Consider the following 21,121-nt stretch of genomic DNA (forward strand, 5'->3'; position numbering starts at 1 on the left):
TTCTTATCGCAAGAGCGATGCGTAGCGCTTGCTGGCGGGCCATCTCCGGCTTTGGCATGGCCGAATTTATGGGCCGGAGCCGATGTGAAAACGCCGGCCTTCGAGCCGCCTCTCAACAGGCGGTGCAAAGGCCGGCGCGAAGCCAGTCACTTCAATCGGAACAGCGGGATCAGGCGATCCGGCGGCGATTCTTAACCAGGCTCAGCGCCAGCGGCACGAAGGCCACGACGAAAGCAACCAGCGACCACATGGGCAGCGACAGGCCCAGAATCGGCGGATAGGCCGTTTCGCAGAGGCCGGCGACCTTGAAGACGCCCGGCAGCCATTGCGCGGGCGGCAAGCTGTCGACCACCGGCTGCAGCGCGTCGAAACCGCAACTGAAGCCCGGATTCGCCTGCACATACACATGCCGCGCCGCGGTCACGATGCCGGCCAAGGCCGACAGGGCCGCCAGCACTTCCAGCAGCCGCACGCCGCGCCAGCTGTTGAAGCGCGCGCCGAGGAACGCAAAAATCGCGATCAGCAGAAAGAAATAGCGCTGGATGATGCACAGCGGGCACGGGTCCTCATGCAACCCGTATTGCAGATACAGCGCGCCGGCGACGAGGCCGACGCAGATCAGGCCAAGCAGAACCAGCAGGGAGCGCTCGCGGCGCAGCATCGCATTGTCGTTATTCATGAGTCGTGTGGCTGTCTGGAAACGGAAAGGGCGGGTGCCCGCGATTCTAGCGCGAACCCCCGCCCTGGCGCTTATCGCGCATTTAAGTCGCAATCCCGCTCAATGTCTGCTCAGTGTTTGCTCGGGTCCCGATCAGCGAATTGGGGCGAGCACCCGTTCGGCGCCACGGCCGATCGCCAGCAAGGCGTCGTCGGCGTGCGGCGCGCCTGCCAGCATCAGGCCGACCGGCGCGTCGCCGCGCAGATGGCAGGGCAGCGACAGCGCGCAGGCGTCGAGAAAGTTGAACGCGCTCGGATTGCGCAGGATCAGTGCGTTGGTGCGGCCAAACGCGTCGTCGTCGTCGATCAGATCGGCCACGCGCGGCGGCAGGACCGGCACGGTCGGTGCGACGACCGCGTCGAAACGCTGCCACAGAGTGCGCGCGGCTTCGTCGAGCATGGCCTGGCGCTCGGCCAGCAGATCCAGATAGTCGGCGGCGCTGGCGGGTTGGCCCTTCAGGATGCGCACCAGCACGCGCGGATCGTACTGCTCGCTGTGCTTTTCCAGCAGCGGACGGTGCCATGCATACGCTTCGATCGGCGCAAAGCCGAAGCGGTTGATTTCGGGCAGACGGTCGAGCGGCGCGAAGCGCACTTCCGTGACAATCGCGCCGGCCGCTTCCAGATGCTTGAGCGCCGTGTCGATCGCGGCGGCGACCGCCGGTTCGACGCCGTCGGTCACGAAATTGGTCAATACGCCAAGACGCACGCCCTCGAGCGGCCGGGCTGCCGGGATGCGCGGCTCGAGCCCGGCCAGCATGCGGTCGACCAGCGCGCAGCACGCCACCGAGACGCCGATCGGCCCGAACGAGTCGAGCGTCGGAGAGAGCGGCACGCCGCCTTGTTTCGGGATGCGGTCGGCGGTCGGCTTGAAGCCGGTCAAGCCGCACAGCGCCGCCGGGATGCGGATCGAGCCGCCGGTGTCGGTGCCGAGCGCGATGGCCGCCATGCCGTCCGCGACCGACGCCGCCGCGCCCGACGACGAACCGCCCGAAATCCGCTCATCGCCCTTCACGCCGCGCTGATACGGCGACAGCGGATGCCCGTAGTGCGGGTTCAGGCCGAGTCCGGAAAACGCAAACTCGCTCATGTTGGTGCGCCCGACGATTACCGCGCCCGCCCGCTTCAGGCGCGCGACCGCGACTGCGTCCGCCTTGGCGGCGGGTGCGTCGGCCAGCACCACGGAACCGGCGCGAGTCGACTGGCCTTCGATATCGAACAGGTCTTTGACCGACACCGGAATCCCGGCGAGCGGCGAGAGGACGGTGCCGGCGGCGCGCAGGCGGTCGTGCGCGTCGGCGGCGGCGCGGGCGCTGTCAGCGTCGACGTGCATGAAGGCGACCGCGCCCTGGCCGGCCGGATCTGCGATCCGTTCGAGCGCGGTTTCGACGAGCGCGCGGCTCGTGGTGCGGCGGGCGGCGAGGTCGGCGGCAAGCTGGGCTAGCGGCGGGAAGGGCGTGAATTCAGTTGCCATGGTGTCGGGAGAATCCGGTTAGATGCGCGGTTAGCTTGAGATCGCTTTGTGGCGGGTCCCCACTGGCTTCGCAGTCGGGTCCGCGGTCGGGGGTCAGTCAAATCCGGTTGAATAAGGTCGCGCGGAACGCTTCTATATGTTTTTGCACCGATTGCCGGGCGCCTTCGGCATCGCGTTCGCGCAGCAGGCGAAACAGTTCCAGATGTTCTTCGTGGACGTCTTCGAGATGATGCGGCTCGGACAGCGAAATGAACCAGAAGCGCAGCGACCGTTCATGCAGCCCGCGCAGGATGTCGGCCAGCACCGGGTTGCGCGACGCCGCCGAAATCGCCAGATGAAATTCGCGGTCGATATCCATCATGCCTTCAATATCGTGCGCGGCGACGCAAATCTTCGAGCGCTCGAGCAAGGCCTGCATCGCGTCGAAATCGTGTTGCTGCGCGTGGCGCGCGGCCAGTTCGACGCAGTAGCTTTCGTTGACGAGCCGCACGTCGATGATCGCCAGTACATCGTCGAGCGAAACCGGGCGGACCATGATGCCCTTTCTCGGCATGATGGTGAGCATGCCTTCATGCACCAACCGGTGCAGCGCCTGATGCACCGGCGTTCTGCCGATGCCGGTCAGCACCATCAATTCCGCTTCGTTGAGCACCTCGCTTGGCCGCAAGCGCATCGTGATGATCTCGCGTTTGACGAAGGCATAGGCCTGTTCGGCGAGACTCGCCGTGGCGGTTTCGCGGGGGGCACTGGAACGGCGGGCAGTCTGCAAAAGCGTCATGTGAAAAGGGAGCGGGCGGTGTCGTCCGCATTGTAGAGCAAGGTTTTGCTCGGACGGCGCCGGGTGGGAGCTTGCTCACCGGCACCGTCTGCGCACGACGCGTGGTCCTCACGTCATAGAAATCACAGAAATCACAGCGTGTCAGGCGCGGCTCGGCGTCACCGCCGCGGCGTGCTGCACCTTGACGCGCGGCATCATCAATGTGACCAACCCGCCAACGATTAACGCCCCCGCGATCAGCACCAGCCCGAAGGTCACGCTGTGCGTTGCATCCTTGACGATGCCGAGCACATACGGGCTCACATAGCCGGCCAGATTCGCAATCGAGTTGATCACGGCGATGCCGGCAACGGCCGCGGTGCCTTGCAGGAACGTGGTGGACATCGACCAGAAGATGCCGAAGCCCGCCAGAATGCCGATATACGCGATCGACAAACCGGTGACGGCGAGTGGAATCGAATTGGTCACCGAGGCGCTGCCGAGCAGGCCCGCCGCGCCGATGAAGCAGCACACGGCGTAGTGCCAGCGCCGTTCGCCCGTGATATCCGACGAGCGGCCGATCAGGATCATCCCGATGCCCGCCGCGAGATAAGGAATCGCGGTGACGAAGCCGTTCGTGACGAGATTCGTGACGCCGAGGTCCTTGACGATCTGCGGCAGCCAGAACGAGAAGCCCGCATTGCCGGTCACTAGGCAAAAGTAGATCAGTGTCAGCAGCCAGAAACGGCCCGAGCGCAATGCAACGGCCAGACTCTGCTCGGCACCGGCTGCCGCAGCGGAAGTGTTTTCTCGTGAGAGGCGGCTGAGAATCACGCGCTTTTCGTCGTCGGTGAGCCAGGCGGCTTCGGCGGGCGTGTTGCGCAACACGGCGAGGGCCCAGAAGCCGGCGAGGATCGACGGAATGCCTTCGATCAGGAACATCCACTGCCAGCCGCGCAAGCCGTGCGCTTCATGCAGCGCCGACATCAGAAAGCCCGACAACGGCGCGCCGATGATCCCCGCCACCGGAATCGCCGACATGAACACGGCGACCATCCGCGCGCGCCGGTCGGACGGAAACCAGAAGGTCAGATACAGCACCACGCCTGGCACGAGCCCGGCCTCGGCGACGCCGAGGAAAAAGCGCAGCACGTAGAACATCGTTTCCGAGCGCACGAACATCATCAGACACGACAGCAGTCCCCACAGCATCGTGATGCGAGCAATGGTGGCGCGCGCGCCGAACTTCTTCAGCAGCAGATTGCTCGGCACTTCGAACACGAAATAGCCGAAGAAAAAGATCCCCGCGCCGAGCCCGTACGCCGCGTTCGACAGGCCGAGGTCGCCGGTGAACTGCAGCTTCGCGTAACCGATGTTGACGCGGTCCAGGTACGACAACACGTAGACGAGAAACAGGAACGGCATGATGCGCCACGTGATCTTGCGCAGGGCGGCGGCTTCGAGCCACGCGTCGGAAGACGCGTCGGCGTTGGCGGATAGCGAAGGGGAGCTCATGAATGCCTCATTCGACGATAGGTAGCGCGTGCACGCGGTAGGCGTGGCGCAGCGTGCGGTTCAGGATGGGGTCATGCAACTCGAGTTCGAGCGCGTCGCCGTCGGCCATGCCGACGATGCCACCTTGTACGGCCAGCGTGCCGCAGAACATCGCGGCGCCCTCCGCGACGGGCGTGCGTTCCAGCAGATCGGCGGCCGGCAGCAGCGACGCCACGCTGCCTTGCTGATAGACGCGCCGCTCGCCGTTGTTTGTCACAGCGAAAGCACGCAGTTCAAGCTGGTCCCAGTGGCCGGCCACATCGTCGAAACGCCAGGCGTCGCGTGCAACCGGTTTCGGGCAGACCTGTTTGGAGACGGTGACGCCGTAGGCCTCGACTTCACGGTCGGTATGGTCGGAGCCGACGGTGACGAAGAGTCCTATTTTCGAGCGGATCAGTACGCACTCGGCCTCCCCGCTGGACTTCGCACCGACCACGTCGATCTGTTCGGCCTGCGTTAGCAACTCGGCGCCGAGGCGATAGAAGCAGGGCGTGGTCGACGGCCGCTTCACGCCGAGTTCGGCCAGTTCGGCGATGTGATGCTCGATTGCCGCCTGATCGCGCCCGGCCCAGCCGGCGATCGTCAGACGATTCACTTCGACGATATCGGCGCGACTGACGCCGGAACGATCTACCACGTTAAAGGACACCTGCTGCATTACTCGACTCCGAAGAAAATATGCGGCAAATATTATTGTGATATTTCACTGGCGTCCAGCGTGTCAAAAAAGTTTCTGGCCGATGGTCCCGTTGAACGGCTCGTGGTTCGGCCAATCCTATGCCCTTTCTGCGTTTGCGCGTTTTCGGCGTGTCGTGCGCGTGCGTTACACTGCGTTTTTGAGACATTACTTTTTGTAAGGAAAGCATTTATGCATCATGGCATCGGCTTCATTCAGGATCTGGCGGTCGTGATGGCGCTCGCCGGCGTCGTCACCGTGCTGTTCCATCGCCTGAAACAGCCGGTGGTGCTGGGTTACATCGCCGCGGGCGTGATCATCGGGCCGTACACGCCGCCGTTCCAGCTGATCCATGACGAGCAGACCATCCAGACGCTCGGCGAACTCGGCGTGGTGTTCCTGATGTTTTCGCTCGGGCTCGAATTCAGCCTGCGCAAGCTGTTCAAAGTGGGCGCGACGGCGATCGTCGCGGCGCTTTCCGAAATCGTGCTGATGCTGTGGATCGGCTACGAGATCGGCAGCGCATTCGGCTGGAGTTCGATGGACTCGCTGTTCCTCGGCGCGATTCTCGCGATCTCGTCGACGACCATCATCGTCAAGGCGCTCTCGGAGTTGGGCCTGAAGCGCGAAAGCTTCGCGCAACTGGTGTTCGGGATTCTGATCGTCGAGGATATTCTCGCCATTGCGATGCTGGTGCTGCTCTCCGGCATTGCGCAGACAGGGCAGTTGAGTGCGGGTGTCGCCGTAGTGACGCTCGGCAAGTTGCTGCTCTTCATGACGGTGTCGTTAGTTGTGGGCATTCTGGTCGTGCCGCGCGCGTTGAACTACGTGGCGCGCGCCAAAAGCGACGAAATGCTGCTGGTGTCGGTGCTCGGCTTCTGCTTCGGCTTCTGTCTGCTAGTCGTGAAGCTCAATTACAGCATTGCACTCGGCGCTTTCCTGATCGGCGCGATCATGGCCGAGTCGCGCCATCTGCATCGGATCGAGCATCTGATCGCGCCGCTGCGCGACGCCTTCTCCGCGATCTTCTTCGTGACGATCGGCCTGATGCTGAACCCGGCCGTGCTGGTCGACTACGCATGGCCGATTGCGGTGATTACGGCGGCGGTGATCGTCGGCAAGATCGTTTCGTGCGGCCTCGGCACTTTTCTCGCCGGCAAGGATGGGCGCACGGCGATGCGGGTCGGCATGACCGTCTCCCGGATCGGCGAGTTCTCGTTCATCATCGCGTCGCTCGGCTTGACCTTGAAGGTGACGAGCGCGTTTCTGTATCCGATCGCGGTGGCCGTCTCCGCCTTGACCACGCTTTTCACGCCTTACCTGATTCGCGCCGCCGATCCGCTGACGCAGCGTCTCGGGCAGGCGATGCCACGCACGTTCGCCAACGTGTTCGGCATGTACGGGCAGTGGTTGCGCAGTTTGAGCACCGGGACCGGCGAGCCGACGCTGTTCAGCATGACGCGGCGGATCGTTTTGCAGATTGCCGTCAATCTCGCGCTGGTCGCGGCGATCTTTCTGATCGTGTCGTATACCGCGCCATACACCAGCACTCTGCTTGCGCACTGGATGGCTTCGGAGCCGATGCAGCGCGTGGTGCTGTGGAGCATCGCGCTGGTGCTGTCGATGCCGTTCCTGGTGGCGGTCTATCGCAAGGCCAAGCCGCTCGCGCTGCTGCTCGCCGAGGTGAGCGTGCAGCCGGCAACAGCGGGGCGCTTCACCAGTGCGATCCGTTACGCGATCTCCGATCTGGTGCCGGTGGTCTCGATGGTCGGTGTGTTTTTGCTGGTCGCAGCGCTCTCCAGCAGCATCTTGCCGCCGACGGGCCTCCTGACCGCGGTGCTGGTTTGCGCCGCGCTGCTGCTGGCGCTGGTCTGGCGCTGGTGCGTGAAAATCCACGCGGCGATGCAGATCGCCCTGCGCGAAACGTTCGAAGAACAGCCGGACCCCTAAGTTAGACGACCCCGCGCGTTGCCCCGCAACAATGTGAGCAATTGTGTGCGGGTTTGCCGGGCTTGCCGCGCTAGCGGATAATCAGGGCATATTCATTCGTTCGCGTTGAAGGCGCCTGTCTGACTGTCATGAGCGAAAACAAACCTGAAAACGCCGGCAAGCCCGGCAGCCCATCGTCGCCTGCGGGGACGCCAACGCCCTCAACGTCGTCAACACCGTCTGGCGCAGCCCTTGGCGCGTCGAAACCCGACATCTTGCCGCCTGAGCCGGCGGCCTCGATACCGCTCTCACACGAAGATTCCATCCAGTCTCCGATCAAGGACGTGGTGACGCCGGCTGCCGGGGGGGGCGCGGTGAGGTCGTCGACCGACGACCTTGGCAGCGCGTCCACTGTCACCCCCACCGATGCGCAAACGGCGCAGCAACGTGACGCGGCCGAAGCGCGCAGTTCGGCGGCTGCGTCGACCGCGCAGCAGGAGGCCGCGGTTCATGAGCGCGAGGCAGCTAAGACGGGATATACCGCCAAGGTTCAAGCGTCGCGTCCGCCAGCTTCACGTCCCACTACGCTCGAAGGTAGCGAACCGCTCGCCGGCGAATTAAGCGTGCCGACTGACGAGGCTGCCCTCACGAAAACAGCGGAGAAAGCGGAAGAAGCAGCCGCGGCGGCTCGGCCGGCCGGCTCGCCGCCGCCGGGTTTCGGCGCCGCGCCAGACTTCACCGCATCGAACCCACCGCCGCCGAACGCGTTGCCACCGTCGCCGCCGCGCTATCTGAAGCAAAGCGATTCGGCGTGGACCGTGTTCGGCCGCATCATCGCGGCGCGCGCGCGTCAGATCTTCGATCGCGCTGGCCAACGGATCACGCAGCGCACGCTGCGCATCGGCGTGTCGGCGCGCATCTTCCACCCGGAGCCGGGCGCGAAGGGGCTGCGGGGCAAGACGCTGCAATACCTCGAGGAATCGATTGCGCACTGGGTGATGTCGCGCGACGTGCTGGTCTTCATGATTCCGACGGTTGGCCATCAGGGCATGCTGCACCCGAGCAATATCCGTTTGCGCGACTATGCGAAGCATCTCGACGGTCTGCTGCTGCAAGGCGGCGCGGACGTCTCACCGCAGTCGTACGCGGAACAGGCGACCAGCCCCGAGTGGCCGGGCGACCGCGTGCGCGACATGTACGAACTTGAACTGCTGCATGAGTTCATCGAGTCGGGCAAGCCGGTGCTCGGCGTATGCCGCGGTTGCCAGCTGATAAACGTGGCGTTCGGCGGCAGCCTGTATCAGGACATTGCCACCGACGTGCCGACCGCTGGCGCGCACGTCAACGAGAACTACGATCAGCATCGGCACAGCATTCATTTCCCGGACGGCTCGACGCTGGCCAATATGTTTCCGGGCCGGCGCGAGGCGATCGTCAACTCGATTCACCATCAGGCGGTCAAGACGCTCGGCCGCGATCTGAATATCGAGGCGGTGTCGGCGTCGGACGGCATCATTGAGGCCGTGCGCTATCGGCGTGCGCCGTTCGTGATGGGCGTGCAGTGGCACCCGGAGTTTCATCGCGCGGGCGGTCCGGAGTTGCTCGATTGCACGCCGTTGCTCGATACCTTCCTGCGGGTGGCGCGCGAAACGCGGTTTTAAGGCTGCGCCTCTAAGCCGCGCTTTCGAGTCTGGTCTTGCAAGCCCGATTCTCGCGGGGCGCCGCCGCCGTGCTCGGCGGCTATCTTTATATTGTCGCTCTGCTCGATGTTGGATTCGTGCGAACGCCATGCAGATTGGGAAACGTCCGCATGAGTCAGATTGATGCGTTTTTGTCTTATCTGAAATCTTTTATTTCGCGACTGATGCGTTCATCCAACCAAATCATTCGTTATCGATTTATCTCGATTTAAAGTCCGTCAATGCGACACCTGAATGCTTCGCTTAACTGCTAATCCGCGCGATAATCTGCGGCTGATTTGGATTTGCATGGAGCATGCACGTATGAAGTACCCCTTAATTGTACGGCGCGCCATGCTGCTCGCGACCTCGTGTGCGCTGTTGCAGCATGGAGGTTTCGTGCTGGCAGCGCAAAGCGACGAGGCTGCGCCTCTGGTCGGCACGCGGCCGGCCATGAACACGCTAACGCCGCAACCGGTCGCCGCTGCGCTGCGCAGTGCCGCATCAGACACGCCGGCTACCGCGAGCGAAGCGCAAGGCAATGTTGCCGAACTGATGCAGATGATTCACGACGCAAAGCTGAGCGAATTGCGCACCACGTATAACGGCAGTTACGGCGCGAGTCTGTTTTTCTATCCGCAGGAAATGACGTACTACGTCGCGCTTTTTCAGGACAAGCATTTCTGGCGCGTGATCAAGTCGGAGGACGTAGGCCGTGCTGAAGCGGTCTACGCCGGCTTCGTCCAGCAGACGGCGCAACTCGCGGACGTCGAGATTCGCCGCACGCAGTTGCAGGCGCAGAAAGCGTATATCGAAGACATCATCGCATTGTCGGAAGATCGCGCTAAGCGTTTGCAGGCCGACCTCGACGTCGCGCGTACGCAGCAGGCCAAGGTCAACGACTACCAGCGGCAGACGCAAGGCGAGGCGGTTGCGCTGCACGCGGAAAAGGAAAAGGCACAGGCGCAGTTGCGTCAGGTGCAGGGTGAAGTGATGCAGTTGCAGCGGCAGACCGAGTTCGGATTGCCAACGCAGAAGTAGGCGTACGAGCGTAAAAGAGCCTGGCCATGAATGGCCGGGCTGAGACTGCTGACCAACCCCACGTTTTTCGGAGCGTGGGGTTTTGTTTTTGTGCGCCCCGCTTTTGCAATAACGAGGCGCTTACTTCGCGAATTGATCGGGAACCTCGGTCACGCGACGTTGCGATGCGTGATTGATCCATTCTGTCCCACCGATTTCGGGCGGATTGATCGACGAAGCAGGGCGCGATGGCGGCGCAATATTGCGCAGGTGTGTGCCAGCTGACAGGGTTATCGATGCGTATTCGTCGGTGCCGAGTTGCGACGGCGCGAGTGGCGAGTAGGCTCCCGTCGACGATGGTTTCGGGGAAGTTCGTTGTGCATTCGCCGACACTGGAATCTGCGGCACTTCGTAGTTCATCGGCGAGATGCGTGACACCTGCGGTGGCAACTGCGTCGCGATGGTGGTCTGCGAACTGCGGGCGCTTCTTTCATACTGGTTCGGGGCGCTTTCGCGTAGCTTATCCCGGCGGCGCGATACGTTTTTGCCGGCGATAGCGCGCGCCGGTGTTGCCGTGACGGGCGTGACGATTTCCGTCGTGGCACTTGCGGTGAAATCGCGTAGCGGAGCCGCGGCAAATGCGTTCGGCAAATTTTCAGGCGATGCGTGTACAGATCCGGACGCGCTCGCCAGTTTGACATCGCTAATCGTGTGACGCTGCGCCAGATGACCGAACCCAATCCAGGCAAGCATCGCGGCGCCGCCGAGTGCACAGGCGCCGCCCGCTAGCGCACCCCAATGCATCGACCCGCCGCGCGGCGAGGCCGGAACCGCCGATGCGCTAACCGGCGCGAAAGGCGCGGCTTCGGCGGACGTTCGCAAGGAATCGTCGGCCGGTGCATCGAACACGGTTGCCGAGACAGCAGGTGAGGTGAAGCCTGAGGACGCAACCGGCGGTAAGCGCCGCGATTCCCACTGGCAGAGCGCACGGATGGCTTCCGCATTCAGACAAAAGGTACGTAACACGGCGGCATAGAGCGCCTTGATTTCCGCACGCAAACTGTGTCCTGGCGGCAGCAGCGCCCAATCGCGGCCGAATGGCGGGGGCAGCAGGCGGCCCAAGGGCGACAGGCTCGGCAGAGCCATGGAGCCTTCGATCAGGGTGAGGGGGATAGTGGTCGACATCGGTTTCTTCGCAGCGCCTCGTAAAAGGGCCGCGGGCAGGCGGCTCAGGGGGCTTTGGCTTCGGAGCGATGCGTATGAAAATGCTGTACACAACGCCATATGGAAACGCCGTACTCAGGTCGAGCACGCCGCCGCATGAGCGGTTACTGTGAAGCCATCGGGGTGTGGAAGATGATGCCAGGAAGTGGCTGAACTAACGATCGGATTGGTCCGAAAAAAATGCGCCGGTTTGTCCTAAGTCGGCTCAGTTTTGGACGACGATCAAACTAGGCGCGCCTGCTTCATCGATCGAGCCGGTACACATAGCGCAATGCAGTGATATCCACGCCGCCCATATGATCCGGTTCGGCGCCGACGAACTGCCAGCCTTGCCTCTCGTAAAAGCCGATCGCCGCTGTGTTGCCTTCGAGCACATAAAGGTACAACTGCGTCTCTCCTTGCGCGCGAGCCCAGTCTTCGGCCGCACGCATCAACAGCTTGCCTGCGCCGATGCCCTGGTGCCCCGGCAGCGCATGCAGGTTGTCGAGCAGGACGCCCCACGCTGACTCCGGTTGCCGTTCAACGCAGACGAAACCGATCGGCTCGCCCTCGAGCTCGGCGATCAGGACAATGCGGCGCTCGCCGCCCGGCGCGCGCAGCCGCGCTTCCCAGTAGGCGGCGCGCTCCCGCGTCACTTCGCCGTCGAGGAATGCGTCCGGCAACAGGCCGCGATAGGTAGCCTGCCAGCTAGCGCTATGGATCGAGGCGATCAGCGCTGCATCCGCGAGAGTCGCAGGGCGCAGCGAAAGTGCGGGGGAAGTTTGCATCGGGATGGTGGTCAACGGGAATTGCCTGTCTGCAAAAAGTTTACCGCAAGGGCGAGCCGGCGTTGTCTGTAATGAAACTGTATGAAATGCGCGACAGTGCCATGACCGGTAACATTACGTGTTGCGGACTCCGTGTATTTCACAACGTTTACCCTGATACCGCATAAATTTGTTCAGCATGGAAATGCAGCGCCCCCGGCGCGTCCTAATAAGTTGCCTGTGGCATCCGCTTGCCAAACGCAGTGGATCGTTTCAACTGCCTGAGCGCCGCCCGTCTGCGTGGCGACGGGCTAATCAGAGAATGTCATGTCTACTGCGTCGCACGCCGCTTCCTCTTCCCAAGAATCCAAGGTCAAGACAGTTTTCCGCGTGGTCAGCGGCAACTTTCTTGAGATGTACGACTTCATGGTCTACGGCTATTACGCGTCCGCGATTGCCAAGACCTATTTCCCGAGTGGCAACGAATTCGCCTCGCTGATGCTGTCGCTGTCGGTATTCGGTGCGGGCTTCCTGATGCGCCCGCTTGGCGCAATCGTGCTGGGCGCTTACATCGACCATCACGGCCGGCGCAAAGGCCTGATCCTCACTCTCGGCTTGATGGCGCTCGGCACTCTCACGGTCGCCGCGATTCCAGGCTACGCGACCATTGGCGTGCTTGCCCCGGTGCTCGTGCTGCTCGGCCGGCTGTTGCAAGGCTTCTCCGCCGGGGTCGAGCTGGGCGGCGTGTCGGTCTATCTGTCGGAGATCGCCACCAAGGCAACAAGGGCTTCTATTGTGCGTGGCAGTCGGGCAGCCAGCAGGTTGCCGTGGTGTTCGTCGCGCTGATCGGCGTGTTCCTGAACAAGTGGTTGCCGGCTGACCAGATGACGGCCTGGGGCTGGCGCGTGCCGTTCCTGATCGGCTGCCTGATCGTGCCGTTCCTGTTCCTGATCCGCCGGTCGTTGCAGGAAACCGAGGAATTCAAGGCGCGCAAGCATCATCCGAGCATGGGCGAGATCATGAAGACGATGGCCGCGAACTGGGGCATCGTGCTGGGCGGTATGGGCATGGTCATCATGACCACCGTGTCGTTCTACATGATCACGGCCTACACGCCGACCTTCGGCAAGGAAGTGCTGAAGCTGTCGTCGATCGATACGCTCGTCGTCACCGTCTGTATCGGTTTGTCGAATCTGGTCTGGTTGCCGCTCGCGGGTGCGTTGTCGGACCGCATCGGCCGCCGTCCGGTGCTGCTGGTCTTCACGATCCTGACGATCGTCACCGCGTACCCGGCGCTGCAATGGCTGGTCGCCGAGCCGTCGTTCGCCCGTCTTCTGGCGGTCGAGCTGTGGTTGTCGTTCCTGTACGGCAGCTACAACGGTGCGATGGTCGTGGCGCTGACCGAAGTGATGCCGGTCGAAGTGCGGACCGCCGGTTTTTCGCTGGCCTATAGCCTTGCTACGACGATCGGCGGTTTCACGCCGGCTATCTCGACGCTGCTGATTCACAGCACCGGCAACAAGGCAGCGCCGGGCCTGTTCCTGGGCGTGGCGGCGATCTGTGGATTGATCGCGACGCTGGTGCTGTATCGCATGCCGGAGTCACGCGATCAGTATCGAACGGCTTAAGGGTACGCTTAAGGTTCACCACCGTTCACCGTTCCATCCGGACAAACAAAAACCCCGCGTTCTTCACGAGCGCGGGGTTTTTTCTTGGGTGCCGCATCGCCACTTCGGCAATGAGCTTCGATGAGCCTGGCCTCGCTAACCGAGGCGCAATTCGTTTGTCACCGCCTCCACCACGTCACCCCACGCGCCGGGTTGCGGCTGGCGCAGCAGCGTTGCGCCTGGATACCACGCGCTGTGCGTCTCGCCGACGAACCAGCGCCAATCCGCCGCATACGGCAGCATCAGCCACAGTGGTTTTTTCAGCGCACCGGCGAGGTGAGCGATCGACGTATCGATCGACACGACCGCATCGAGCCGCTCGATGATCGCCGCGGTATCCGCAAAATCGCCGATCCGTTTATCCAGGTGATGAATTGACGCCGCACGCGGATGCGCGTCGAGCGCCGCGCGTTCGTCGGCGCTCAGTTCAGGTTGCAGCACGATCCAGTCGATCCCTTCGAGCGCGAACAGCGGCGCGAGCGCGGCGAGCGGCATCGAACGGGTTTCGTTCTGCTGGATGCGTCCTGACCACGCAATGCCGATCTTGCGCTTCGCATGACCGCCGAGCGAACCGCGCCATTTGCGGCCGTAAGCCGGCGGTGCGCTGAGATAGGGCGTGCGGGCGGGAATCGTGTCGTAGGTCGTGCCGAGCGCGAGCGGCAAGCTCAGCAGCGGGCACTGCAGATCCGCCGCTGGACGCGGTGTGCCCTGGGCGATCAGCGTGACGCGCCAGGCTTGCGCGGCCGGTGCAAGCAGCGGCAGCAGTTGCGGCTGTACTTCGAGTACGACGCGCGCAGCACGCTGCGCGGCCAGTGGCACGAAGCGCACGAATTGCAACGTATCGCCGAAACCCTGCTCGGCATGAACGAGGAGCGTGCGCTGTTCGATCGGCTCGCCGTGCCAGCGCGGCAGCGTCTGGATGACCGGCTGCGCGGTGGTCTGCAGCCGCCATTCGTATTCCGGCAGCCCACGCGCGAAATCGCGCAACGCGAGCCAGGCAAGCGCGCGGTTCATGTGCGCGGACGCGAGATCGGGGCGCAAGCGCAGCGCCTGATCGAGGGCCCGCACAGCCGCCGCGTGCGCGCCGAGCGCTTGATGTGCTGTGCCGAGACTCAGCCATGCGAGCGCGAATTGCGGGTCGAGACCAACGGCGCGCTCGAGATACGGCAGCGCCTGCGCATGACGTCCCAGCGCCGCGAGCGCGTTGCCGAGCCCGAAGATGGTGGGCGGCAGGTTCGGCTGCAAGGCGAGCGCCGACTGGAAAGAGGCAACCGCTTCTTCGTGGCGGCCGGTGGCGTCGAGCGTATTGGCGAGATTGAAGTGAGCGGCGACGAAACGCGGTTCGGCCGCCAGCGCCGCCTGAAAGCGCGGGATCGCCTCGTCCGCGCGGCCAAGCGCGTTCAGCGACATGCCCATGTTGTTGAGCGCGCCGGCATGCCCCGGGCGCAGTTCGAGCGCGCGCTGGAACGACGCGATCGCTTCCGTATGACGGCCGAGCGCATGCAATGCGTTGCCGAGATTGTTATGCGACGAGGCGTCGTTCGGTTGCAGGCGCAACGATTTCTCGAAGGCGTCGGCGGCGTCTTCGTGGCGGCCCACCGACGCGTACGCATTGCCCAGGTTGTAGTGCGCCATCGGGAAAGACGGCGCCAGCGTGAGCGCATTGCGGAACTGTTCGATGGCGTCGTCGATCTGGCCCAGCGCTTTCAGCGCGTTGCCGAGGTTCAGTTGCAGCGCGGCGTCTTCCGGGCGCAGGTTCACCGCGCGCCGCACGAGCTCGGCGGCTTCGGCGTGCTGGCCCTGCTGGTGGCGCAGGACGCCCAGCAGGTGCAACGCATCGACGTGCACGGGATTGCCGTCGAGCGTCGCGCGGTAGCCGCGTTCGGCGTCGTCGAGGCGGCCGTCACGATGCGCCGCGAAAGCGCGGTCAAATACTTGTTGCATGACGGAGGATGGCATTCGGGTGAGGCGAAGGCCGCATTTTCCCACACTCGCTGGACCACCCTCCGATTTGACCTGTTGTCTCGATATCTATAACATATGAATATCTGTTCATATGTATGTTAATGATGCCGCTTACCATGGCTTCCGCTATATCGCCTGTCAGTTTCGAAGACCGCCCGCTAGAGACGATCGTGCCGTTGGCCGACCTGTTCCGCCTGCTCGGCGACCCGACGCGCTTGCGCATCGTGCTTGCGTGCGTCGACGAGCGGCGCGCCGTCGGTGCGATTGCCCAAGGGCTGGGCTTGTCGCCGTCGCTGGTGAGCCACCATCTGCGGCTGTTGCGCGCGGCGCGGATCGTGCGCGCCGAGCGGCAGGGCAAGCAGGTGTTCTATCTTGCCGCTGACCGTCACATCAGCGCGATGCTGGGGGGCATGCTCGAGCATGTGGCCGAGCCGGCCGGCGAATTTCCTTTGGACCCGTCATGAAGAAAACCACCAACCCGAGCCGGGCCGCCGAAGAACGCGAGGATGACCACCCGCCGGTGTGGCCCGATGGGGAAGTCGACGGTGCCGACCACGCCCACAATCACGACGACGACAGCCACAGCGCGCAGAGCCACGGCGACCACAGCCACGATAGCCACGCCGGCCATAGTCACAGCGCCGGCAGCCCCAGTGCCCACAACCAGGGTAGCCACACCGGTCACGATCACAGCGCCCACAATCACAGCGCCCACAGCCACGCCGGCCATCACCACGCCCATGCGCCCGTCGCAGGCCACGGCCGCGCCTTCGCACTCGCCGTCGCACTGAACGTAGCGATCGTGGTGGTTCAAGCTGTCTACGGCGTGATCGCGCATTCCACCGCGCTGCTCGCCGACGCCGGCCACAATCTCTCCGACGTGCTTGGCCTGCTGCTCGCCTGGGGCGCAACCTGGCTCGCCACGCGCCGTCCGTCGGCACGCTATACATTCGGCTACGGCAGTTCGTCGATCCTGGCGTCGCTCGTCAACGCGGGACTGTTGCTGTTCGCGTGCGGTGTGATCGTCGCCGAGGCGATCGGGCGCCTGATGAACCCGGCACCGGTCGCCGGACTGGTGGTGTTCGTCGTCGCGACGGTCGGCGTGGTCGTGAACGGCTTCTCGGCGTGGCTCTTCATGCGCGGCCAGAAAGATGACCTGAACATTCGCGGCGCTTTCCTGCATATGGCCGCGGACGCCGGCATTTCCGCCGCGGTCGCGATCAGCGGCCTCGTGATTCTCTATACCAATTGGACGTGGCTCGACCCGGTGATGAGTCTGCTCGTGGTCGCGGTGGTGGTTTATGGTACGTGGGGCCTGCTGCGCGATTCGGTGCGCATGGCGCTCGACGCCGTGCCGCCCGGCGTCGACCTGCAGCCTATCCGCGACTATCTCGCCGAACAGCCGGGCGTCACCGATGTGCACGACCTGCATGTATGGGCGTTGTCGACCACCGGCAATGCGCTCAGCGCGCATCTGGTGATGCCGGCCGGCCATCCCGGCGACGAGTCGATCGACGGCATCGTCATCACACTGCGCGAGCGTTTTTCGATGCAGCACGCCACGCTGCAAGTCGACCTCGGCACCACCGAGCATCAATGCGCGATGGATCATCCCCGCGATTGATGCAACGCACCGTTGAGCGGATTATCGGCGGCGTACACTAGAACGTCCTGTTGTCTCAGGAGTTCCGCATGGACGCTGCCGCACACGACGCGTCGCCGGTGCTGATCGTCGGGGCGGGTCCGACCGGGCTCGCCGCGGCGATGAGTCTGGCGCGTGCCCACATCCCCGTGCGTCTGGTCGACAAGGCGCTGCAACCGAACCCGTACTCGCGGGCCATCGGCATTCAGGCGCGCACACTCGAACTGTTTGAACAGCACCGGCTGATCGAGCCGTTTCTCGAACTCGGTCATCGCGCGCGCATCGCCAATCTTTTTTCCAATGGCATGCGTCTCGCGCGCCTCGATTTCGATCCGCTGCACACACGCTATCCGTATCTGCTGTTTCTCGATCAATCCGTGACCGAACGTTTGCTGACGGAGCATCTCGCGACGCTCGGCGTGACGGTCGAGCGCGGCGTCGAGCTGACGATGTTCTCGCAGGGTTCCGCCAGCATGCAGGCTACGTTGCGTCGCGTGGACGGTCATACGGAGACGATCCGCCCGTCGTACATGATCGCCGCCGACGGCGCGCATAGCACGATCCGTCACCGGCTCGGCTTGAGCTTCGTGGGCAACACCTTCGAGCAGACGTTCCTGCTTGCCGACGTGCATGCCGAAACCGATTGGCCCGAAGACGAATTCCATATCTTCGCTTCAGGCGAGGGTCTCGTCGCGCTGTTTCCGATGGGCCATGGCCGTCATCGTCTGATTGCGGATCATCCGGCCGAACCGACTACGGTCCCGGCGCCGGCCACGCCCGCCGTGCTCGGCGAACCGCCGCTCAACCAGGTTTCGCCGCCGTCGCTTGCCGAATGCAAGGCGCTGATCGCCCGGCGCGTGCGGGAACGCGTCGACGTGTCGGAGTTGGCATGGTCGTCGCATTTCCATCTGAACAGCAGGATGGTGGATAGGCTGCGCGTCGGCCGCATTTTCCTCGCGGGGGATGCGGCTCACGTACACAGCCCGGCCGGCGCGCAAGGGATGAACACGGGGATTCAGGAAGCGTTCAATCTCGGCTGGAAGCTCGCGCGCGTTTTGAAAGGCGGGGCGTCTGACCGCCTGCTCGATACGTACCACCACGAACGGTATCCAATCGAGCGCGACGTGCTGCGGCAAACCGGCTTCATCACGCATATGGCCGAGGCCGACCATGGACCGCTCAAGCTGCTGCGCGAGCGCGTGATGCCGGTGCTGGCCGCGCTCGGCCCGCTGCGCGATGCGGCGCGGATGACCATCAGCGAGTTGTCGATCCAGTATCGGCGCAGTCCGCTGACGCTCGAGCGCGTGCTCGACGGCGGCCCGCGTGCCGGCGAGCGTGCCCCGGATGCGCTGGTGCATGTGGTGGATGGGCCGCTTGGCCGCGCGCCGGGTGTCGGATGCATTTTCGATCTGCACGATCCCGCGTTCTTCTCGTTGTTCCTGCTGGTCCCGCCGCTGCCCGTCGACGAAACGCCGCTCGATCCCGCCGCGAAGCACGCGCCGCCACCGGACCCGGAACTGGAACGACTGGCTGTCGAAATCGAAAAGTTATTGCCGGGCGCGGTACGCATCTGGCGAGTGACCGATACGAGCGGCGAGGGCGCCCCAGCGCTCTCCGAATCGTATGGACGCACGCGGCCATCGTTCTATCTGGTGCGACCGGACGGCTACATCAGCGCGCGCGGGCGCACCGGCTCCGATCTGCACGGCTTGCTGCGGCATTGCGAAGCGTGGTTCGCCGTGGGTGGGGTGATACCGGAGCAGGCGGCGCTATAAGGTGGGCCTGTGAAGTGACCCGTGCGAGGCGGCCCGTGACATGGGCCGCCTTGCGTATGGCAGGCGCTGGGTGAACGGCGCCCCGCCTATACCGTAGAAAGTGCAGCCGGCGTCAGCCCGTTACGATGCTTGACGAGCGCTTCCCTGACGATGCCCGACATCTCAATGCCGTTCGCATCCGGCTCATCGAGCACTGCCAGCAGCGCGCTTCGCATGCGCGGCTCCCAGAAGCGGCGGATATGATCGGCGATGCCGGCGAGCGCCTCTTCGCGATCCGGCATCGAATCGAAAAAGTCGCCGATCCGGTTCGCCATGTCGATCAGATTCTGATTGTCCATGGCTTGCCTCACTTACCCGACGTTGCGTTGGCCAGCTCGCGCTGCTTCAGCAGATCGAGCTGCTCGGTGTTGAAGCGCGAATACTCCTGCTGCCACTGCGACGGCTGTTCGACCGGCATCACCTGCACCGCGGTCACCTTGTACTCGGGACAGTTGGTGGCCCAATCCGAGCTATCGGTGGTAATCACGTTCGCGCCCGATTCGGGGAAGTGGAACGTCGTGTAGACGACGCCCGGCTGCATCCGCTCGGTCACTTTCGCGCGCAACACGGTTTGTCCCGCGCGCGATTCGATACCCACCCAATCGCCGGTCCTGATGCCGCGTTCTTCTGCATCGTGCGGATGCAGTTCCAGCCGGTCTTCGTCATGCCAGCGCGAATTCTCGGTGCGGCGCGTCTGCGCGCCGACGTTGTACTGCGACAGGATACGGCCCGTAGTAAGCAGCAGCGGGAACTTGCGCGTGACCTTTTCCGGCGTTGCGATGAACTTCGTAATCACGAACTTGCCCTTGCCGCGCACGAAGGTGTCGATGTGCATGGTCGGCGTACCGTCGGGCGCGCTCTCGTTGCACGGCCACTGGATGCTGCCGAGCTCGTCGAGCTTCCTGTACGACACGCCATGGAAAGTCGGCGTGAGACGCGCGATCTCGTCCATGATCTGCGACGGATGCGCGTAGTCCATTTCGTAACCGAGCGCGCGCGAGAGCATGACCGTGACTTCCCAGTCGGCGTAACCCGGCACTGGCGGCATCACCTTGCGTACGCGCGAGATGCGGCGCTCCGCGTTGGTGAAGGTGCCGTCCTTTTCGAGGAACGATGAACCCGGCAGCAGCACATGTGCATACTTCGCGGTCTCGTTGAGGAAAATGTCCTGCACGACGATGCATTCCATCGCCGACAGTGCCGCCGACACGTGATGCGTGTTCGGATCCGACTGCACGATATCTTCGCCCTGGCAGTACAGGCCCTTGAAGGTGCCGTGCACGGCGGCGTCGAACATGTTCGGAATCCGCAGGCCCGGTTCGGGCTGCAGCGTCACGTTCCAGGCTTCTTCGAACAGCGCGCGCGTGATCGAATCGCTGATATGACGATAGCCGGGCAGCTCGTGAGGGAACGAGCCCATGTCGCACGAACCCTGCACGTTGTTCTGACCACGCAGCGGGTTCACGCCGACGCCTTCGCGGCCGATGTTGCCGGTCGCCATCGCCAGATTCGCGATGCCCATCACCATCGTCGAGCCTTGCGCGTGTTCGGTGACGCCGAGGCCGTAATAGATCGCGGCGTTGCCGCCGGTGGCATAGATGCGGGCAGCTTCGCGGATGGAGGCGGCGGGCACGCCGGTGAGTTCCTCTGTCGCTTCCGGCGCGTTCTCGGGCAGGGCGACGAACGCACGCCATTGCTCGAACGCGCGCGTTTCGCAGCGCTCGGCGATGAACGCTTCGTTCAGCAGCCCTTCGGTCACGATCACATGCGCGAGGGCATTGACCACCGCGACGTTGGTGCCCGGACGCAATTGCAGATGATGCGAGGCCTTCACGTGCGGCGTATCGACGATATCGATACGCCGCGGGTCGACGACGATCAGCTTCGCGCCTTCACGGATGCGGCGCTTCATCCGCGAGCCGAACACCGGGTGGCCGTCGGTCGGATTCGCGCCGATCACCATGATGACGTCGGCCTCGTCGACCGAGGCGAACGTCTGCGTGCCGGCGGATTCGCCGAGCGTGGTCTTCAGGCCGTAGCCGGTCGGCGAGTGGCACACGCGCGCGCAGGTGTCGACGTTGTTGTTGCCGAACGCGGCGCGCACGAGCTTCTGCACCAGATACGTTTCTTCGTTCGTGCAACGCGACGACGTAATGCCGCCGATTGAATCGCGACCATGCTTCGCCTGAATGCGGCGGAATTCCGACGCCGCGTAACTGAGCGCTTCTTCCCAGCTGACTTCGCGCCACGGATCGGT

At 63.8% G+C, this 21,121-nt stretch carries 16 protein-coding genes and 1 pseudogene; 7 read left to right on the forward strand and 10 right to left on the reverse strand.

Going from position 1 to position 21,121, the window contains the following annotated elements:
* Positions 1 to 169 precede the first annotated feature (169 nt).
* From GNZ13_RS14545 to GNZ13_RS14565, 5 genes are all read right to left on the reverse strand, one after another.
* Positions 170 to 679, reverse strand: coding sequence for a disulfide bond formation protein B (locus GNZ13_RS14545; protein WP_172165353.1), 510 nt, complete (start codon positions 677 to 679; stop codon positions 170 to 172).
* A gap of 132 nt (positions 680 to 811) precedes the next feature.
* The gene (locus GNZ13_RS14550) at positions 812 to 2,191 is read right to left on the reverse strand and encodes an amidase (protein WP_172165356.1); all 1,380 of its coding nucleotides are present in this window, start codon (positions 2,189 to 2,191) and stop codon (positions 812 to 814) included.
* A gap of 97 nt (positions 2,192 to 2,288) precedes the next feature.
* Entirely contained in the window at positions 2,289 to 2,969 is a 681-nt protein-coding gene (locus GNZ13_RS14555) for a GntR family transcriptional regulator (protein ID WP_172165359.1), read from the reverse strand.
* 141 nt (positions 2,970 to 3,110) lie between these two features.
* Positions 3,111 to 4,463 carry an MFS transporter gene (locus tag GNZ13_RS14560; RefSeq protein ID WP_172165361.1) on the reverse strand — a complete coding sequence of 451 codons (1,353 nt, stop codon included), beginning with the start codon at positions 4,461 to 4,463 and terminating at the stop codon, positions 3,111 to 3,113.
* A 7-nt stretch (positions 4,464 to 4,470) separates the two neighbouring features.
* Positions 4,471 to 5,160 (reverse strand): DUF2848 domain-containing protein, encoded by a 690-nt coding sequence (locus tag GNZ13_RS14565; RefSeq protein ID WP_172165363.1) that lies wholly within the window; start codon positions 5,158 to 5,160, stop codon positions 4,471 to 4,473.
* Between the two features lie 210 nt (positions 5,161 to 5,370).
* On the opposite strand from GNZ13_RS14565, the gene GNZ13_RS14570 reads away from it, so the two are divergent.
* The 3 genes from GNZ13_RS14570 (at position 5,371) to GNZ13_RS14580 (ending at position 9,827) form a co-directional block, all read left to right on the forward strand.
* A complete protein-coding gene (locus GNZ13_RS14570) occupies positions 5,371 to 7,128 on the forward strand; it encodes a cation:proton antiporter (protein WP_172165365.1) in 1,758 nt (585 codons plus the stop codon).
* Positions 7,129 to 7,256: 128 nt separating this feature from the next.
* Positions 7,257 to 8,768, forward strand: a complete 1,512-nt coding sequence (locus GNZ13_RS14575; RefSeq protein WP_172165367.1) for a gamma-glutamyl-gamma-aminobutyrate hydrolase family protein — start codon at positions 7,257 to 7,259, stop codon at positions 8,766 to 8,768.
* 342 nt (positions 8,769 to 9,110) lie between these two features.
* Positions 9,111 to 9,827, forward strand: coding sequence for a DUF2968 domain-containing protein (locus GNZ13_RS14580; RefSeq protein WP_172165369.1), 717 nt, complete (start codon positions 9,111 to 9,113; stop codon positions 9,825 to 9,827).
* A gap of 120 nt (positions 9,828 to 9,947) precedes the next feature.
* Here the strand turns inward: GNZ13_RS14580 and GNZ13_RS14585 are convergent, their stop codons facing one another.
* Both GNZ13_RS14585 and GNZ13_RS14590 read right to left on the reverse strand, forming a co-directional pair.
* Entirely contained in the window at positions 9,948 to 10,991 is a 1,044-nt protein-coding gene (locus GNZ13_RS14585) for a hypothetical protein (RefSeq protein WP_172165371.1), read from the reverse strand.
* 281 nt (positions 10,992 to 11,272) lie between these two features.
* Entirely contained in the window at positions 11,273 to 11,797 is a 525-nt protein-coding gene (locus tag GNZ13_RS14590; RefSeq protein ID WP_172165373.1) for a GNAT family N-acetyltransferase, read from the reverse strand.
* Positions 11,798 to 12,103: 306 nt separating this feature from the next.
* Between GNZ13_RS14590 and tcuC the strand changes: the two are divergent.
* Positions 12,104 to 13,404 (forward strand): annotated as a pseudogene (gene tcuC, locus GNZ13_RS14595) (tricarballylate/proton symporter TcuC).
* 135 nt (positions 13,405 to 13,539) lie between these two features.
* Here the strand turns inward: tcuC and GNZ13_RS14600 are convergent.
* Positions 13,540 to 15,387 carry a tetratricopeptide repeat protein gene (locus GNZ13_RS14600; RefSeq protein ID WP_172165375.1) on the reverse strand — a complete coding sequence of 616 codons (1,848 nt, stop codon included), beginning with the start codon at positions 15,385 to 15,387 and terminating at the stop codon, positions 13,540 to 13,542.
* A 137-nt stretch (positions 15,388 to 15,524) separates the two neighbouring features.
* Between GNZ13_RS14600 and GNZ13_RS14605 the strand changes: the two genes are divergently transcribed.
* The 3 genes from GNZ13_RS14605 (at position 15,525) to GNZ13_RS14615 (ending at position 18,825) form a co-directional block, all read left to right on the forward strand.
* Entirely contained in the window at positions 15,525 to 15,872 is a 348-nt protein-coding gene (locus GNZ13_RS14605) for an ArsR/SmtB family transcription factor (RefSeq protein WP_407945633.1), read from the forward strand.
* On the forward strand, positions 15,869 to 17,032 hold the full coding sequence (locus tag GNZ13_RS14610; protein WP_172165379.1) for a cation diffusion facilitator family transporter: 1,164 nt from the start codon (positions 15,869 to 15,871) through the stop codon (positions 17,030 to 17,032). Before GNZ13_RS14605 ends, GNZ13_RS14610 begins: the two co-directional genes overlap by 4 nt.
* Before the next feature lie 68 nt (positions 17,033 to 17,100).
* A complete protein-coding gene (locus GNZ13_RS14615; protein WP_172165382.1) occupies positions 17,101 to 18,825 on the forward strand; it encodes an FAD-dependent monooxygenase in 1,725 nt (574 codons plus the stop codon).
* A gap of 86 nt (positions 18,826 to 18,911) precedes the next feature.
* Here the strand turns inward: GNZ13_RS14615 and GNZ13_RS14620 are convergent, their stop codons facing one another.
* Together GNZ13_RS14620 and fdhF are read right to left on the reverse strand one after the other, a co-directional pair.
* Entirely contained in the window at positions 18,912 to 19,163 is a 252-nt protein-coding gene (locus GNZ13_RS14620; RefSeq protein WP_172165385.1) for a formate dehydrogenase subunit delta, read from the reverse strand.
* Between the two features lie 8 nt (positions 19,164 to 19,171).
* Positions 19,172 to 21,121: formate dehydrogenase subunit alpha (gene fdhF, locus GNZ13_RS14625; protein ID WP_172165388.1), on the reverse strand; the 1,950-nt coding region annotated here is incomplete at its 5' end.

Source organism: Paraburkholderia elongata (assembly GCF_013177735.1).
In the GTDB taxonomy this organism is placed as follows: Bacteria; Pseudomonadota; Gammaproteobacteria; order Burkholderiales; family Burkholderiaceae; genus Paraburkholderia; species Paraburkholderia elongata.

Excerpts from the sequence above, each read along its gene's own strand:
- GNZ13_RS14605 (WP_407945633.1), top strand. The coding sequence starts at position 15,525 with ATGGCTTCCGCTATATCGCCTGTCAGTTTCGAAGACCGCCCGCTAGAG.
- GNZ13_RS14565 (WP_172165363.1), bottom strand. The coding sequence starts at position 5,160 with ATGCAGCAGGTGTCCTTTAACGTGGTAGATCGTTCCGGCGTCAGTCGC.
- GNZ13_RS14585 (WP_172165371.1), bottom strand. The coding sequence starts at position 10,991 with ATGTCGACCACTATCCCCCTCACCCTGATCGAAGGCTCCATGGCTCTG.
- GNZ13_RS14580 (WP_172165369.1), top strand. The coding sequence starts at position 9,111 with ATGAAGTACCCCTTAATTGTACGGCGCGCCATGCTGCTCGCGACCTCG.
- GNZ13_RS14620 (WP_172165385.1), bottom strand. The coding sequence starts at position 19,163 with ATGGACAATCAGAATCTGATCGACATGGCGAACCGGATCGGCGACTTT.
- GNZ13_RS14610 (WP_172165379.1), top strand. The coding sequence starts at position 15,869 with ATGAAGAAAACCACCAACCCGAGCCGGGCCGCCGAAGAACGCGAGGAT.
- GNZ13_RS14615 (WP_172165382.1), top strand. The coding sequence starts at position 17,101 with ATGGACGCTGCCGCACACGACGCGTCGCCGGTGCTGATCGTCGGGGCG.
- GNZ13_RS14575 (WP_172165367.1), top strand. The coding sequence starts at position 7,257 with ATGAGCGAAAACAAACCTGAAAACGCCGGCAAGCCCGGCAGCCCATCG.
- GNZ13_RS14560 (WP_172165361.1), bottom strand. The coding sequence starts at position 4,463 with ATGAGCTCCCCTTCGCTATCCGCCAACGCCGACGCGTCTTCCGACGCG.
- GNZ13_RS14545 (WP_172165353.1), bottom strand. The coding sequence starts at position 679 with ATGAATAACGACAATGCGATGCTGCGCCGCGAGCGCTCCCTGCTGGTT.
- GNZ13_RS14570 (WP_172165365.1), top strand. The coding sequence starts at position 5,371 with ATGCATCATGGCATCGGCTTCATTCAGGATCTGGCGGTCGTGATGGCG.
- GNZ13_RS14555 (WP_172165359.1), bottom strand. The coding sequence starts at position 2,969 with ATGACGCTTTTGCAGACTGCCCGCCGTTCCAGTGCCCCCCGCGAAACC.
- GNZ13_RS14590 (WP_172165373.1), bottom strand. The coding sequence starts at position 11,797 with ATGCAAACTTCCCCCGCACTTTCGCTGCGCCCTGCGACTCTCGCGGAT.
- GNZ13_RS14600 (WP_172165375.1), bottom strand. The coding sequence starts at position 15,387 with ATGCAACAAGTATTTGACCGCGCTTTCGCGGCGCATCGTGACGGCCGC.
- GNZ13_RS14550 (WP_172165356.1), bottom strand. The coding sequence starts at position 2,191 with ATGGCAACTGAATTCACGCCCTTCCCGCCGCTAGCCCAGCTTGCCGCC.